Source organism: Candidatus Accumulibacter phosphatis (genome assembly GCF_000024165.1).
Lineage (GTDB): Bacteria > Pseudomonadota > Gammaproteobacteria > Burkholderiales > Rhodocyclaceae > Accumulibacter > Accumulibacter phosphatis.
This window is the reverse complement of record NC_013194.1, coordinates 518,095-534,455: the sequence shown is the minus strand read 5'-3', so window position 1 is coordinate 534,455 and position 16,361 is coordinate 518,095. Positions and strand designations below refer to the sequence as shown.

Annotated in this window: 11 protein-coding genes; 4 read left to right on the top strand and 7 right to left on the bottom strand. The window is 65.1% G+C overall.

Annotation, left to right across the window (positions count from 1 at the left end; genetic code table 11):
• The 3 genes from CAP2UW1_RS02285 to egtD all read right to left on the bottom strand — a co-directional run bounded on the left by CAP2UW1_RS02285 (position 1) and on the right by egtD (position 4,081).
• On the bottom strand, positions 1-1,128 hold the full coding sequence (locus CAP2UW1_RS02285) for a hypothetical protein (RefSeq protein WP_012807254.1): 1,128 nt from the start codon (positions 1,126-1,128) through the stop codon (positions 1-3).
• A 723-nt stretch (positions 1,129-1,851) separates the two neighbouring features.
• The gene (gene egtB / locus CAP2UW1_RS02280; RefSeq protein WP_012807253.1) at positions 1,852-3,123 is read right to left on the bottom strand and encodes an ergothioneine biosynthesis protein EgtB; all 1,272 of its coding nucleotides are present in this window, start codon (positions 3,121-3,123) and stop codon (positions 1,852-1,854) included.
• Positions 3,124-3,145: 22 nt separating this feature from the next.
• On the bottom strand, positions 3,146-4,081 hold the full coding sequence (egtD, locus tag CAP2UW1_RS02275; protein WP_012807252.1) for an L-histidine N(alpha)-methyltransferase: 936 nt from the start codon (positions 4,079-4,081) through the stop codon (positions 3,146-3,148).
• Positions 4,082-4,398: 317 nt separating this feature from the next.
• Between egtD and CAP2UW1_RS02270 the strand changes: the two genes are divergently transcribed.
• Positions 4,399-6,603, top strand: coding sequence for a thioredoxin domain-containing protein (locus CAP2UW1_RS02270; protein WP_012807251.1), 2,205 nt, complete (start codon positions 4,399-4,401; stop codon positions 6,601-6,603).
• Positions 6,604-6,647: 44 nt separating this feature from the next.
• Here the strand turns inward: CAP2UW1_RS02270 and CAP2UW1_RS02265 are convergent, their stop codons facing one another.
• The 3 genes from CAP2UW1_RS02265 to CAP2UW1_RS02255 form a co-directional block, all read right to left on the bottom strand.
• Positions 6,648-8,423 (bottom strand): hypothetical protein, encoded by a 1,776-nt coding sequence (locus CAP2UW1_RS02265; RefSeq protein ID WP_199931553.1) that lies wholly within the window; start codon positions 8,421-8,423, stop codon positions 6,648-6,650.
• An 85-nt stretch (positions 8,424-8,508) separates the two neighbouring features.
• Positions 8,509-9,747, bottom strand: coding sequence for a hypothetical protein (locus CAP2UW1_RS02260; RefSeq protein ID WP_012807249.1), 1,239 nt, complete (start codon positions 9,745-9,747; stop codon positions 8,509-8,511).
• An 868-nt stretch (positions 9,748-10,615) separates the two neighbouring features.
• A complete protein-coding gene (locus tag CAP2UW1_RS02255; protein WP_012807247.1) occupies positions 10,616-11,548 on the bottom strand; it encodes a LysR family transcriptional regulator in 933 nt (310 codons plus the stop codon).
• Positions 11,549-11,727: 179 nt separating this feature from the next.
• Between CAP2UW1_RS02255 and CAP2UW1_RS02250 the strand changes: the two genes are divergently transcribed.
• Both CAP2UW1_RS02250 and CAP2UW1_RS02245 read left to right on the top strand, forming a co-directional pair.
• On the top strand, positions 11,728-13,203 hold the full coding sequence (locus CAP2UW1_RS02250; protein ID WP_049778504.1) for an MFS transporter: 1,476 nt from the start codon (positions 11,728-11,730) through the stop codon (positions 13,201-13,203).
• 224 nt (positions 13,204-13,427) lie between these two features.
• Positions 13,428-13,844 (top strand): hypothetical protein, encoded by a 417-nt coding sequence (locus tag CAP2UW1_RS02245; protein WP_012807245.1) that lies wholly within the window; start codon positions 13,428-13,430, stop codon positions 13,842-13,844.
• Between the two features lie 32 nt (positions 13,845-13,876).
• Here the strand turns inward: CAP2UW1_RS02245 and CAP2UW1_RS02240 are convergent, their stop codons facing one another.
• The gene (locus CAP2UW1_RS02240) at positions 13,877-14,668 is read right to left on the bottom strand and encodes an SDR family NAD(P)-dependent oxidoreductase (RefSeq protein ID WP_012807244.1); all 792 of its coding nucleotides are present in this window, start codon (positions 14,666-14,668) and stop codon (positions 13,877-13,879) included.
• A gap of 313 nt (positions 14,669-14,981) precedes the next feature.
• Here CAP2UW1_RS02240 and cysK point away from each other — a divergent pair, with 313 nt between their 5' ends.
• A complete protein-coding gene (gene cysK / locus CAP2UW1_RS02235; protein WP_012807243.1) occupies positions 14,982-15,959 on the top strand; it encodes a cysteine synthase A in 978 nt (325 codons plus the stop codon).
• The last annotated feature ends 402 nt before the right edge of the window (positions 15,960-16,361 follow it).

Sequence of the window (16,361 nt, the reverse complement as noted above, 5' to 3'; positions counted from 1 at the left end):
TCACTTCTCCTTCATCGGAATCAGAATCTGGTCAACGAATTTTCGAGAGCTATCAAGATCGCCTGTCATTTGCATTGTTGGGCAGATCGAATGGTTCAACCACGGCATCGAATGATGCGGAGCGTGGATGTAGCTGATGGCGTAGCGGGTCATCTCGCCCAGCACCTCATGGGTCTTTAAGTCGAGCACTTTGACCGTGCTGCTCGCGACCCACAGCGCCCGCTCGTCAGGAATCACGTGGTCCTCGAAGGTGACCGCGTAGCGGGGCGAGGTCTTGCTTGGGGAGGGGATCTTGTCCAGCGACCAGCGGTAAGTGTTCATGTCGTACGCGGGGTCGTTTTCCAATTCCGCCCGATAGGCATCGGGATTCTTCTTTCCCGCCGCTTTCACCGAGCCACTATACCGATACCGCTGCCCATCCTTCTCATCGATCACCTCGACCCAGCGGTAGCCTGGCAGGCCGCCGGGGTTACGCGTTGTGCCAATGTAGCCGCGCCACGGCGACATTTCTCCATTTTTTGAAGCACGGTATTCGTAGCCAAGGAAGGATGTGATGTAAGAGTCTCCCGTGGCCTCCCGCCCAAACGCCGCCCCCGGCCACATCGGATCGGCGAGTTCGCGGCTGCGGCGTTCGGGGCGGATTTTCAGCAGCAACAGCCCCTCGATGTCCGGCACCGTCCTGTGGATACGGATGCCCGCGACCTTCTCGCATTTCTCGTCGTAGTACGCCTTGGCTTCCTTGATCTTCGCCAGGTACTCGACGCGGTTGAGCGGGTCGTAGGCGTAGAGCGGCAGAGCCGAGCTTGCCGCCAGCAAGGCGACGAATAGCCGTTGGCAACATGGTCCGGTCATGCCGTTTGCCTCCATTGTCGAGCGTTGCCCGCTTGTCCGTAAGAGACGTCGTTGCAGGTTTCCCCAGCAAACGCTGTCGTTCTGGTCGCCGCGAAGGACGACGCGCGCACCGTCGGTAGCGCCGTTGTGACAGGCGGTTTGGCCACCCTCGCTGGCGAGCTGGCCCTCCAGGTCGCCTGGCCTGATGGCCTGCGGGCGCGAGGCACGGAACGCGGCGATCATGTTTGGCAACTCGCGTTGCATCGTGGCGAGACCACCGTCGACGATCTTTCCCATTCTGGCTGACCCGCTACCACATCCCCGATGAACACAGGTGCCGTCCACGCAACCGGCATCCGCAACCTGACAGGTTTCGCGTCTGGCGAAGATGTTTCCGCTGGCGGCCTGCTTGCTGCCGCCAGCACCGGGAGCATAACCCGGGTCGCCGTGGTCAGCCGCCCCGGCTGACGCACTGCCGGCCCGGCGGGAAAGGCAAGAAGAGCAGGACGAACAGGAAGTGCAGCCGATGCAGTAGAAGGCGATCCGGCGCGGGCGACCCGGTCAACGCACATGGCCGGCAACACAAAGCCGAGTATCGATTCAAGGAACTCGAGGCCCATCCGTTTCCCCCTCAAGCAAGCTTGTCGCTCCCTTGGCGAGAGCCCTGCCCTGCATGCGTTGATGCGCAAGCGGCGAACCGGTCCGCCCTTGCCGTGCTGCCTGAGCAACGGTGCGCGGACATCTTGTCGACCCGCTCACCACAGGGGAACCCACGCGCGAGAGTGAGTCATAGCGCGGACCCGTGCCACGGATGTTCTCGCCGACCTCGTCAGGCCGCGACGAGACCGACACGGCGGTAGCAAGAACGTCGCGTGCAGGGGCGCCCGGGGCGCCCCGCCTCCCCCAAGATCCACACAAAACTGTACAAATAAACAGTATCACTGCCAAAAATGCTGCGTCAAGCCGCGTTACTGCTGGCCCTCGAACAGCACGTCCGGCCATGTTCTTAGCCGCTGTTTCTTAGCCGCTGCTGCCAGCCTGCTCGACGTCGCGGGCGAGGCGGATGCCCGAGAATTGCCAACACGCCGATGCCGGGAAGAAGTTGCGGTAGCTGGCGCGCACGTGCGCGTCAGGCGTGACGCACGAACCCCCTCTGAGGACGTATTGATTGACCATGAACTTGCCGTTGTACTCGCCCACGGCGCCGGCTCCGGCGCGAAAGCCGGGATACGGTTCGTAGCTCGAGCGCGTCCATTCCCAGGCGTCGCCGAACAACTGCGCCAGACCGTCAGCGCCAGCAGCTGCGGGGTGAAACTCACGCCTACCGGCAAAATGGCCGGCAAGCGGCAGCGTAGCGGCGGCGTTCTCCCATTCCGCCTCCGTCGGCAGTCGTGCCTCGGCCCAACGCGCATAGGTATCGGCCTCGTAATACGAGACATGCACTACCGGCCGCTGACGATCAAGGGGAACGAGACCGCCCAGGGTGAATTCCTGCCAATCCTCCGGCCGCTGCCAGTACAGCGGCTGGCGGCGGTTCTCCGCCAGCCGCCAGTCCCAGCCCTCGGCCAGCCAATGGACAGGATCGGCGTAGCCGCCGGCCTCGATGAACTGCAGGAACTCGCCGTTGGTGACCAAGCGCGACGCCAGCCGATAGGGTTCGAGGAACACGCGATGGCGCGGTTTTTCGTTGTCGTAGCAGAAGCCGGTGCCGGCATGGCCGATCTCGACGATGCCGCCGGGAACGTCGTGCCAGCTCAGCGCCGGTGCGGCTTCGGCGGCCGCCGGCCTGACCGCGTAGGCCGGGGCCAGGGGATTGTGGGAGAAGAGGTGTTTGAGGTCGGTCAGGATCAGCTCCTGGTGCTGCTGCTCATGGTGCAGGCCGAGGGTGAGCAATGCCGCCAGATCCGCGTCCGCATCCGGATGCGAATCCGCCGCCCTCTCGGCGAGCATGCTCTGCACGCGGCGATCGACGTCGGCGCGATACGCGAGAACGCCGGCCAGTTCCGGGCGCGTCAACAGCCCGCGCTGCGGCCGCGGATGCTTGTCGCCGACGGCGTTGTAGTACGAGTTGTAAAGCACCCGGAAGGCGGCGTGAAAGGGTTTGAAGTCGCGCTCCCAGCGCTCGAGGACGAAGGTCTCGAAAAACCAGGTGGTATGGGCAAGATGCCATTTCACCGGGCTTGCGTCGGGCATCGACTGCACGCAGCAGTCTTCTGCCGACAGGGGGGCGGTCAGTGCCAGGCTGGCATCACGCACCAACCGGTAGCGGGCGGCGAGGTCGTTCGCGTTCATCGAGCCAGCCTCCATGAGGTCTTCAGGGTCGGGCAAGCAGCACTGCAAAGGCGTGCCCGGAATCGGTCCAGCACGAGCGGCTGGCGAAACCGGCACGCTCGAGCAGACCGGCGAAATCGGCGATGGGGTACTTGTAGCTGTTCTCCGTGTGGATGCGCTCGCCGCGGCGAAAGTGCCGGCTACCTCCCGGCCACGTCACCAGCGTGTCGGCGTAGGCCTCCAGATGCATCTCGATACGCGACCTCTCGCGGTTGAAGAGGGCACGGTGTCGCCACTGCGCGAGGTCGAAATCGGCGCCCAGCAGCCGGTTGAGGTGCGTCAGGACGTTCAGGTTGAACGCGGCGGTCACCCCGGCGGCGTCATCGTAGGCCGCCTCGAGCACGGCCGCGTCCTTGACCAAATCGACGCCGATCAGCAACGCGCCATCCTCGCCCAGCAGAGCGCGCATGCGACGCAACAGGGCAAGCGCCGCCGGCGGGTCGAAGTTGCCGATCGACGAACCGGGATAGAAGACCAGCCGCCGATCGGCCGGTATGTCGTCAGGCAGCGCAAGCTCGCCCAGGAGGTCGGTGACCACGGCGCGAACGTCGAGCGCCGGAAAGGCGGCGCGCAGGCCATCAACGGCCTGGTGGAGAAAGTCGGCCGAGATGTCGACGGCGACGAAGCACCCCGGCTCGATCAGCGCGCACAGGCGGCGCGCCTTTTCGCAGTTGCCGGCGCCGAGTTCGATCACCGTCGCGCCGCGGCCGACCTGCCGGCCGATTTCCTCGCCGTGGGCCTGCATGATCGCGCGCTCGGTACGCGTGAGGTAATACTCCGGCAAGCGCGTAATCCGCTCAAAGAGCACCGAGCCCGCGGCATCGTAGAAATACTTCGGGGAAATGGTGGCCGGCGCCGCGCCAAGCCCGGCGGCGATTTCCGTAATCTCTGCGGCAAGAACAGGCGAAGCTGGGGGCAATTCCGCGTTCTCCAGTCGTGTTCAGTGGTGGTTACGGGTGTCACGAACTTCCGGCTTCCGGTGATCCCCGCGCGGCCAGGACGCTGGGCGCGTCAGGCGCGCATTCCGGCACTCTCTGTCCGGTCGCTGCGCACCGGCAAACCTTACAACACTTACGGCCGGACTGGCGAGAAAAGGCAAACGCCGTACACGCGGTGCTGCATGCCGGGTCGACAGCCCCGCCAGGGCACACTTGCAGCCGCCGAGCGATCGCGCTTGACCTATACTCACCGCTCCCCTTGAACCGCCTGACCACCCCCCGCCGCGAGGAGCACGCAATGCCTGATGCTACGCCCCCCGGAGCCGACCCGCTTGCCGCCGAGCTGCAAGCGCGGCTTGCCGGCGCGATTGCCCTGCGCGGGCCGGCCTATGTGCCGCGCACGCATCACCTCGACGCCGACGGCCGCCCGCTGTTCATCAACCGACTGGCGCTGGAGACCAGCCCCTACCTGCTGCAGCACGCGCACAACCCGGTGAACTGGTTCCCCTGGGGTGACGAGGCGTTCGCCGAAGCGCGGCGGCTCGGCCGGCCCGTGTTCCTGTCGATCGGCTATTCGACCTGTCACTGGTGCCACGTGATGGAGGCCGAGTCCTTCGAGGACGAGGCGATCGCCCGCTTCCTCAACCGCCACTACGTCGCCATCAAGGTCGATCGCGAGGAGCGTCCCGACATCGACGCCGTCTACATGAGCGCCGTGCAGCAACTGACCGGCGCCGGCGGCTGGCCGATGAGCGTCTGGCTGACCGCGGCGCGCGAACCCTTTTTCGGCGGCACCTACTTCCCGCCGCGCGACGGCGGCCGCGACGGCCAGCGTGGTTTCCTGCCGCTGCTCGGCGCCTTGTCCGACACTTTCCATCGCGACCCCGAGCGTGTCGGGCAGGCGTGCACGGCGCTGGTGGAGGCGATTCGCCACGACATGCAGGGCGCGTACGGAACGGGCGGCGCCGACGCTGCCATCGGCTTGCCCGCCGGCGACGTCATCGACGCCACCGTCGCGCATTACCGGCAGTCATTCGACGCCCGGCACGGCGGCCTGAGCCGGGCGCCGAAGTTCCCTTCGCACATCCCGGTGCGCCTGCTACTGCGCTATCACCAGCGCACCGGCGATGCCGACGCACTGCGCATGGCGACCCTGACGCTGGAAAAGATGGCCGCCGGCGGCCTCTACGATCAGCTTGGCGGAGGCTTTCACCGCTACTCCACCGACGTCCGCTGGCTGGTCCCGCATTTCGAAAAGATGCTCTACGACAACGCCCTGCTGGTCGTGGCCTACGCCGAGGCGTTTCAGGTCACCGACCGCGCGGACTTCGCCCGCGTCGCGCGCGAGACCTGCGACTACATCCTGCGCGAGATGACGGACGCCGGCGGCGGCTTCTACTCGGCAACCGATGCGGATTCGGAAGGCGAGGAAGGACGCTTCTTCGTCTGGCGCGAGGACGAGATCCGGCGCGAACTGGACGCTCTCGGCGACGGCGACACGACCGAACATTTCCTTGCCCACTATGACGTGCACCCGGGCGGCAACTGGGAAGGCCACACCATCCTCAATGTGCCGCGTCCCGACGAAGCCGCCTGGGAAGCGCTGGCCGCTGCGCGCGCCAGGCTATACGCGGTACGCGCCAGGCGCACGCCGCCCTTGCGCGACGAGAAGATCCTCGCTGGCTGGAACGGGCTGATGATCTCGGCCCTCGCCGTTGCCGGACGGGTTCTCGACGCGCCGCGCTACGTCGCCGCGGCGGTGCGCGCGGCGGATTTCGTTCTTACTCACCTGCGCGGCGCCGACGGCGGACTCCGGCGCAGCTTCAAGGACGGTCAGGCACGGCAAGCGGCCTTCCTGGACGACCATGCCTTCCTCGCGGCGGGCCTCATCGACCTCTACGAAGCCACCTTCGACGTGCGCCACCTGCGCGACGCCCTGGCGCTGGCCGAGACCACCGAGCACCTGTTCGCCGATCCGGCGGGCGCCTGGTTCATGAGCAGCGAGGCGCACGAGAGCTTGATCGCGCGCGAGAAGCCCGCCTACGACGGCGCCGAACCTTCCGGAACCTCGGTCGCCCTGCTCAACGCGCTCCGCCTCGGCGTGCTCACCGACGACGAGCGCTGGCGCCAGATCGCCGAACGCGGCCTGCGTGCCCATGCCAGGGTACTCGGCGAGCGGCCGATCGCCATGACCGAGGCCCTCTTGGCCGTCGATTTCCTGGCCACCACGCCGCGCCAGATCGCCGTCGTCTGGCCGGATAGCGCGGCTGCTGCGGCAGCGCCCCTGCTGGCCGTCGTGGGTCGGCATTTCCTGCCCGCCCGCGCGCTCGCCGCCGCGCCGGAATCGGCTGTCGCCGCGCTGGCGCAAACGATCCCCTTTGTTGGCGACAAGGTCGCGCAGGGTGGCCGCCCTACCGCGTATGTTTGCCGTCACGGACGCTGCAAACTGCCGGTGAGCGATGCGGCAGGGCTGGAGGCTCAGCTACGCGAAGCGGGCTCCTGAGTTCCTGAGGCTCGCGGATTGGCGGATTGCCCGTAGCGCGCATGTCAGCGCGGCGGCGGATGGTTGACGTACGTCACCGAATCGAGGAAGCGCTGAACTTCCTTTTCGGCCTCGGCAGCCTGGAACACCAAGAAAAAGGTGAAGCAGAAGCCCCGATAATAGGGAAACCAGTTCAGCAACTTTACCTCGACGTCCGGCCCGCCCACCTGGGACTTTGGAGGCCTTGCCTTGACGAGCTGGACGATCTTTCCATTCATTTCGACGTCAACGACCGGCCCGACGATCCCGCTCTCAGGCGTGTCCCTGGCGATCGCGTCCCGGGTTTGCTGGAGCCTCGTCGCGTAGTGTCGGCGGCAGGATTCGGCATCGGTGGGTCCATCGACTCGCTCGGCAGCGACACTCACCTTGATGCCGGTGCTCTGGTTGCTCATGCCGAGGAACACGTCGGTGCAGTCCGCCGCCCCGCTGTCGTCAGGCTCGAAGCCGGGCATATCGACCAGCAGGTGCCAGTCCTCGCCTTCGAGGTGGAGTCCCAGCTGGCCCTGCTGGCCCGTCGTGAAGACCAGCTTCTTCCCTGCGCTCAGCGCTGCGGGATTGCTGCAGGTCGCGGCCGGACGAGGGCTCGAAACGGCGAGATCGGCGACCTGAGCCCGGCTGAACGCTTCCGTCATGCGTTGGGCGTCCTCCTTGCTGTCATCGCGGTAGAGCAGCGACAGGCCCATGATCCTCCCGTCGAAGTCGGCCCATCCTTGCCTGTGGTACTCGTAGCTGTGAGGATCAGACGACAGGAACGGACCGACCGAAAGGTCAAAGAAGTAGACGCAAGTCCCCGTCGAGCAGACTTGGCGAACGGGCGAAACGAACTGCATCCTGCGCTCGATCGATCGGCGGTTCGCTTCCACCTCATCATGCAGCGAGCGCTCGCGGACACCGGGGCTTCTCGTGCCGAGGGGAAAGACCAGGAAGGAGGCGATCGGCGTCGACGACGGCAGCAGTTCGGCTCCGCCGACGGGCCCCGGCGGCCCTGGCCGATGGCGGTACTGCCACGCAATCGGAACGCTCAAGCGCATCAACGTACGGCCAGCAAAGCCAAATCCCCGGCTGATCTCGACGCCGACTGGCTTTCCTGGAACATAGGTCAGCGAATCGAAGATCTTCAAGGCCTCTTCCTCGGCGACCGGGCTGGTGACATTGAAATGGATGTCGAAGCAATGGCCGCGATACCAGGGAAACCAGAAGATCGCCTGGCGCGGGCCAAACTGCCGATCCTCCGAATCGAAGACCTGTAGCCGCTTCCCATGTCTTTCGACCTCGACGACCTTTCCGACGGTTCCCCGGTTGCCCACGTGGCGGGCCGTCTGATCGCGGGCTTTGCTGGTGTAAGGTGCGTGCCACTCGCGACACGCTCGCTCGCCGTCGGCGCCGGGCACCTTCTCAGCCAGGATGCTTGCCGTCGTGCCTGAAGCGGGATGCCGCATGAAGAGGAAGTGCTCGGGCATGAAAAACTCCGGCGGCTTGCCGACTTCGGAGATTCGTTCGTAGCCGGGCATGTCGATCAGGAGATGCCAGTCCTCCCCCCCGATGTAGAGGCCCAGTTGCCCAGGCTTGCCGGTGGTGAAGACCTGATTGGGGAAGACTCGGAAGGACGCCGTGCCCGACTTCGAGGCATCCTCTTCACTGGCCCAAGCCAACCCGCAGGCGACACGCAACACCACTCCGAAGAGGAGCGCCAGACGCGTGATCCGGATCGCCCGCGCTGCCGCAGTTTGCCGTGGCCGAATCACTTCGCGGATGTCTCCCAACCAACTCGAGAAGATCATCTCCTCTTCCGCTCCCTTATAGCCGCCGATTTCCACTGGCAGCAAGATCCATCACCGCAAAATCATCCGGCCGGCGCTTCGGCCATCACTTCGGGATTTTCTTCATCAGTTCCTTGACATCCCCGCGCTCAACCTTGTTGCGGAACTCCTTGAGATCGAGCACCTTTGCCTGGGTGATTTTCTCCGTGAGATGATCGGCAGCCGCCGTGCCGCCGTCGCTATACAAGAGGGAGATGCCCACGATGCTATCACCAAGTCTCACGAACCCGTCGCGGTGATACCTGAGCCCGTAGGTCGCGAAACCCTGCGAATACTGGGGTTCGTCGCCACGGATGGTCACATCGTAGTAGCTGAAGCAGACTTCCGCGCTGCACTTGCTGCGCACGGGACTGAGCACTTCGCCCCGTTCCAGCTTGGATTGCCGCCTCTCCTTGGTCATATCGACCGTGTGGTCTTCCGCCGACTTTACTGTGCCGAGCGGAGAGATCAAGAACGAGAAGACCTCACCTTTTTCAGGCTGACGCAGTTCGATTCCACCGATCGGACCCCCGGGCGGCGGCCGAAAGCCCCAGCGCCAGTCGATCGGAACGCTGAGGCGAATCCGGAAGTGGTACAGATAGAACAGGCGCTCGACGTCCGTGTTCCTTGGCTTCTGCGCCAGATAGGTGACGGAATCGAGGATGCGCAGGACTTCCTTCTCGGCGGACGGACTCGATACGGTGAAGTGAAAGTCGAAACAAAATCCCTGGTAATACGGTAACCAGTGGAGTGCTTTCGCGTGGTAATCCGACCCAACGCCAAACTCATACGCCTGCAGAATCTTTCCGTTGGCGCTGAACTCGGAGAGCGGCCCGGTCGTGCCACGGTCGCCGAGTGCGCGCGCCTTCGCCTCATGCGCCTGCTCGAAAGAGGCCGCGTAGTGCCTGCGACAGGACTCTTCGCTGTCGGCGCCGGCTACGCGCTCGGCGAAGATGCTGACCGGTGTCTGCAAGATGGGGTTCGTCATGTAAAGGAACTGAGAAGGAGAAGTGAATGGCCACTCGACATCCACGAAGCCGGGCATGTCGACGCGCAACTGCCAATCCTCACCTTCGATCCACAGACCGATCTGACCGGGTTTATCGGTCCGGACAACCTGATTCGGATAAGTCATCAATGCAGGTGGCTTGCTGCCCGCGGCAATTGACGATCCTTGGCCGAAATAGAGCGAAGTGGCGTGCATCAGCAAGCTGACAGCCAACCCGGCAACGGCTGTTCTGATCAGTATGGCCACCTTTCCGTCCCGGCACGATCCCCGGCCGATCCTCAGCTTGTTGCCAAACATGATTTCCCCCCCTTGAACGTCCGACACCAGGCGGCAACGACACGCTATCCCCCACACCAACGGTGTGGCTATGATTTCAATATAGTCCAGCGCCAGAGGGAGATCCACTCGCGAGTGATCTCTGCCTGCCGGCGCCCAGATGCGGCGCCAGATGCGCCGGGGCGCAGCACAGGCTCGCGTCGCTCGGGATCTCCTTCATCCCGAAAACCAGCAGTCTGTCGGACTTCCAGCTTGCTACCTGCCGCGTGGGTATGAAGCATGATGTCCGTCCAGGCCACCGAGGTCCGCCATATACGGCGTCATCGTCACCGATCGCAAGCTCAACGGCCTGCTGCCGCCTATGGCTACACCACGGGCATTCTCTCCGCCCGCGAGTCGAAGCGGGCGACTCGCCATTCGGTGGCCTGCCGCTTCATTGCCGCCAGAAGCCACTCCAATCACGATGGCCTGGCGACCCTCCGCCGACGTTTTCCTGACGAGCGGAGCGGCCTGTGCCTGCCAGTCCCGGTGATGGCCAGGGACATGCAAGTGCCCGAGCCAGTAGAACACTGGAACGCGCTGTCCGGCCACGGCCATGGTGGGCACACCCGATGCGTGACGAGACCGATCTCGAACGCCATGTCGACCATCTCCACGTCAATCCGGCCAAGCACGGCTAGGTCAGGCAACCGACCGCCCGGCTGTGCTCGCCGCTGCATGCGCCCATTGAATGGGGAATCGTCGGCGCTGACCGGGGGCAGCGTCAATGAAGGCGCGTCGAGAGGGGCCAGGCAACGGCGAATGGTGTTGGGCTTCGTTCCTCAGCCCAACCTACGCCTGGTACGCCTGCTGGATGACTGCAGGCGCCGTTCATTCCCGCAATGGCATTTCAGCCTGCGGCAGAGCCTCCGTCGATCGATGGCCTGATGAGCCGCTCGCCGCAAACCTCGCGAACACACCCGCGCAGCCAACGATGCGCTGGATCGGCATCCATCCGCGGGTGCCAGTGCAAGGAAACCGTGATCTCGGGAGTGGCGATCGGCAGGGGAAAACTGTGCATTCCGGCGCGCAGCTTGGCGGTGTGGCGCTCGGGGACACTGGCGATCAGGTCCGACGCTCGGGCGAGAACGAGCGCTGTCGAAAATCCGCTGACGATCGTGACGATCTGCCGTTCCAGCCCCAGCGGCTTCAGGGCTTCATCGATCATTCCCCTGTCGAACCCCCGGCGTGAGACGAGGATGTGTTTGCCCGTCGCATAGCGGTGAGGCGTCATCTCGCCCTGGCTCAGCGGATGCCCCATTCGCACGACGCCGATGAAACGGTCCCGGAACAATGCCTGCACACGCAGTTCCGGCGCCGTCGCCTTGCCGACAACGCCCGTTTCCAGGTCGACGCTTCCGTCGCGAAGCGGCGCGCTGTTCTTGTTCGACTTCTGCACGAAGCACAGCCGCACGCCAGGCGCTTGCTCGGCAACGCGGGCAATGAGATCTGGCCCGAAATTTTCCACAAAGCCTTCGCTGGTCCGCAGCGTATACATGCGGACCAGCCGTTCGAGGTCGAGTTTTTCGACGGGGCGGAGTGCCGCCTCGGCCGCCTGCACCAGCGGGCCGACCTGCTCGCGCAGTTCGAGCGCCCGCGGTGTCGGCACGAGACCGCGCCCGGCCCTGACCAGCAGCGGATCACCGGTTGTCGCACGCAAGCGCGCCAGCGCCCGGCTCATCGCCGACGGACTGAGCCGCAAGCGCTGGGCGGCGCGCGCGACGCTGCCTTCCGCGAGCAGCACATCGAGGGTGACCAGCAGGTTGAGATCGGCTGTCGACATGCATCGACGATAGCACAGCCTGATCGTGACATGGCGTCAGACACACGAATAAAGTGCAACCGGTGCGTCTTCCGCCATGCCAGACAAGGGCATAGAGTACGTTTCTGACAGCTCCATTTCGGGAGCCAGCAGAAAAGGAGGTCCTCTTGAAGTCAATCATTGCAAGACCCGACGCGGTAATGGCCGGAAGTGCGGAACACCGTCCTGCGGCTCGCTGGGCGCTGGCCAGCCTCTCGCTTTCCATGTTGCTGTCCTCGCTCGGCACGAGCATCGCCAATGTCGGTTTGCCGACGCTGGCACAGGCCTTCGGCGCCACCTTCCCGGAAGTCCAGTGGGTCGTCCTCGCCTATCTTCTCGCCATCACCACACTGATCGTCAGCGTCGGACGACTCGGCGACATCACCGGCCGCCGACGGCTGCTCCTCGCCGGAATCCTCGTGTTCACGGCGGCCTCGCTCCTCTGCGGCGTCGCACCGACGCTTTGGCTGCTGATTGCCGCCCGGGCGGCGCAGGGCCTCGGAGCGGCCATCATGATGGCTCTCACCATTGCCTTTGTCGGTGAGACGGTTGCGAAGGAAAAGACGGGTAGCGCCATGGGGCTGCTCGGAACGATGTCCGCGCTTGGCACTGCTCTCGGTCCATCGCTCGGCGGCGTTCTCATCGCCGGACTCGGTTGGCGGGCCATCTTCCTCGTCAACCTGCCGCTGGGTATCCTGACTTTTCTTCTCGCGCATCGCTACCTGCCCGTCGATCGCCGCAAGCCGAAAACCGATCGGGCCAGCTTCGACCACGTGGGCACGCTGCTGCTTGCTCTGACGCTCGCCGCTTATGCCCTCGCCATGACGCTCGGAGGCCGCGAATCCGCTCCGGTGAACCTGCCTCTGCTGTTGACCGCCGCCTTCGGCCTCGGCCTGTTCGTGCTTGCCGAGACGAGAGCCGCATCGCCTCTGATGCGCTTGGCGATGTTCCGCGATGCCGCGCTGAGTGCCAGCCTGGCCATGAGCGCGCTGGTGTCGACGGTGATGATGGCGACGCTGGTGGTCGGACCGTTCTATCTGACGCGTGCGCTCGGGCTCGACGCCGCTCTCGTCGGGCTCGTCGTGTCGGTCGGTCCGCTCGCCGCCGCGCTGGCCGGCGTGCCGGCCGGTCGCCTTGCGGACCGTCTCGGTGCACAACGCATGACCGTCATCGGGCTGGCCGGAATGGCCGCCGGCGCTTTCACTCTGTCCAGGATGCCGGCGGCGTTCGGCCTCCCAGGCTACATCGCCCCGATCACCGCCATCACCGTCGGCTATGCACTGTTCCAGACGGCCAACAACACTGCCGTGATGACGGACATCCGCCCGGACCAGCGGGGAGTCGTTTCCGGCATGCTCAATCTGTCGCGCAACCTTGGGCTGATCACCGGCGCATCGGTCATGGGCGCGGTTTTCGCGCTCGCCTCGACGACGAACGACATCACCATGGCGCATCCCGAAGCCGTTGCACACGGTATGCGAATGACGTTCGCCGTGGCGGCGATCCTGATCGTCGTCGGGCTCGCCATGGCGCTCGGCAGCCGCAATCGCGCAGGCCGTGCCTCGCTCCATGCAACACCGCAGACGTCGCCACTGCCCTTGACCAACGACCTTGCGCGCCCGGGGAGACTGCGGTAAGGCGGTGGTTCGCCCAGGCCTGACAAGGGAGCGGCGACGAACCGGCGTGTGCGGCGCCGTCGGCGTGCTGCGCTTGACGCCAGCATCACTGTCGATTGACAGTGGCTGTGCCTGGCACGGATACTCGTGACAGCGCAGAGACCAGCAGCTTGAGAGGACCGGCACTGGCTGGAGAAGCGCGCAGTGGTAAGCAACGGGTACACGCCTATGCCAGGGAGGCCTTCATGAAACTGATGATTCGAGTTCTTGCCGTTCTCGCCGCAGTCGCCCTGGCGATTCCCTCCAGCCACGCGCAGACCCTCACCGGTACGCAGGCGAGGAAGTCAGCGCAGGCCGACGCCTTCCTCGCCTACGAGAAGGCCTTGCTCGCCGGCGGGCTCGACGCCGCGCAGCCCTACATGACCGCCGCGAAGTTCGAGGAGTTGAACGGCATGCTGAAGACCTGGGGCGAAGACGGCTTCAAGCAGTTTCTCGACCGGATGCGCGGCGGCGCACAGGGTGAGGCGCGACGCAAGCAGATCGAGAAGGTCGAGCTGACCGGCGGCTACGCCGTGCTCGAGGCACGCGACAGCCCGCAGGTCCTTACCGTTCAGCATCTGACGAAGACGAAGGACGGCTGGCAGGTCGACGTCCGGCGCTGAAGTGGATGACGGCCGGGCCATGGTCGCCACCCTCAGAATGCGCTCTTGATCACTCCGCCATCGACACGCAGTGCCGCGCCGGTGGTTGCCGAGGCCAGCGGGCTGGCGACGTAGGTGACCAGTGCGGCCACTTCCTCGGGCGTGGCGAAGCGCTTGATGAGCGACGTGGGGCGGACCTGCGCGAAGAACGTCTTCTCGAATTCTGCGAACGACTGTCCCTCGGCCTTGGCGAGCGCGTCAACGAAATCGTTCACCCCGCGCGATCGGGTGGGCCCGGGAAGGATGCTGTTGACGGTAATGCCGGTGCCGGCGAGCGACTCGGCCAAGCCTCGCGCCACGGCAATCTGCGCCGTCTTGGTGACCCCGTAATGAATCATCTCGGCTGGAATCTGCACGCCGCTTTCGCTGGAGATGAAGATGATGCGGCCCCAGTCGGCACGTCGCATGGCCGGCAGGCAAAGACGGGCGAGCCGAACCCCACTCAACACGTTGGTCGCGAAGAAACGCATCCAGTCGGCATCGGCAATGTCGGCGAAGGGCTGCGGCTCGAAAATCCCGAGATTGTTGACCAGGATCTCGATATCGGGATTCTCCCGCACCAGTGCCGCCGCGGCATCGGCCGTACTGAGATCGCCGGCGAATCCCAGCACGTCGCTGCCCGTCGCCGATCTGATCGCCGTCACCGCCGTGTCAACGGCGGCCTGGGTACGGCCATTGACGATGACCCGGGCGCCTTCGCCGGCGAGAGCAGCGGCAATTGCGTAACCAATTCCGGCCGTGCTGCCGGAGACCAGCGCCAGCCTGTTCCTGAGTTGCATGTCCATGTGGTGTGCCCTTTCAGTGATGACATCCCCGTTTACGGGTGGAGAGGAAGATGCGCGGCGCTCGGCGGTGAGCCTGACGAAAACCGCGCATAGCGGCTGAGTGTAACCAACCGACGGACAAGAGCACAGGATTCTTGCGTACCGCCCGCCCAGAGTCGCGCGCAGCATAAGGATAGAAAAACTTTGTCTTTGCATGACCTTGCGGCGCCGCTAAGGTGAACGGCTAGCCGCTGAACTTGCGGGTCCAGCGGTGCAGCCGCCGGTGTCCCCGACACCTTTTCCCCGACACCATTCCACCTCAGGAGATTCGCAGATGTCCAACTGGTACGCAGACAACTCCCTTTCGATCGGCCGGACGCCGTTGATCCGGCTGAACCGCGTCGCCGACGGCGCCACCGCCACCCTGCTCGCCAAGATCGAGGGACGCAACCCCGCCTACTCGGTCAAGTGCCGAATTGGTGCAGCGATGATCTGGGATGCCGAGAAGCGCGGCCTGCTCGGGCCCGGCAAGGAACTCGTCGAACCGACGAGCGGCAACACCGGCATCGCCCTGGCCTTCGTCGCCGCCGCCCGCGGCATTCCCCTGACGCTCACCATGCCCGAGACCATGAGCATCGAGCGGCGCAAGCTGCTGGTGGCTTATGGTGCCAAGCTGATCCTGACCGAGGGCGCCAAAGGGATGAGCGGCGCCATCGCCAGGGCCGAGGAAATCGCCGCGGCGGACCCGGAGCGCTACGTGCTGCTGCAACAATTCAAGAACCCCGCCAACCCCGCGATTCATGAGAGCACCACCGGTCCCGAGATCTGGGATGACACCGACGGAGCGATCGACATTTTCGTATCCGGTGTCGGTACCGGTGGCACCATTACCGGCGTGTCGCGCTACATCAAGACCACACGCGGCAAGCCGATCGTCTCGGTAGCTGTCGAGCCCACGGCCAGCCCGGTGCTCACCCAGGCCCGCGCCGGCGAACCGCTGAAACCGGGCCCGCACAAGATCCAGGGGATTGGCGCCGGCTTCGTGCCGCAAGTCCTCGATCTCTCGCTGGTCGATGTCATCGAACAGGTGTCGAACGAGGAAGCCGTCGATTACGCCCGGCGCCTCGCCCGCGAAGAAGGAATCCTCTGCGGAATCTCCTGCGGGGCGGCCGTGGCGGCGGCGGTGCGACATGCCCGGAAGCCGGAAAATGCCGGCAAGACGATCGTCGTCGTCCTCCCGGACTCCGGCGAACGCTACCTGAGTTCGATACTGTTCGACGGCATTTTCGACGCCAACGGCCAGGCGCTGTAGCGCCCCGTACCGGGGCGGCGTCGGCCACCCCGGTGCGACACGGGCAACCGGCAAGGACCGGCATCGGCCCGGCCTCCTCGCCCTCGTTGCTCATCAGCCGTATTCTCGCTGGCCGCTGACGGCCTCGCCCTGCCGGCCGCCGACACGAACCATGCCGCCAGTCATCCGCCACTGATCTGACCGTCAGTGGCCTTGACTCGGCTACTCGCTTGCCGGCCTCAGCCGATGTAGCGAGGCACTGCCTCGACACTCGCGTGCCCGCGGGGTTGACGGCGATGACCCCGCGCGGAGCACCGCGCGACCCCCCCAAGCGATTTCCCGTGACCACCCGCCGCCAGGCTGTGGTTCGTGGACTGCGCAAATAAACTGAATGAATGAGCTTGCATTTGTGAATACGAATGG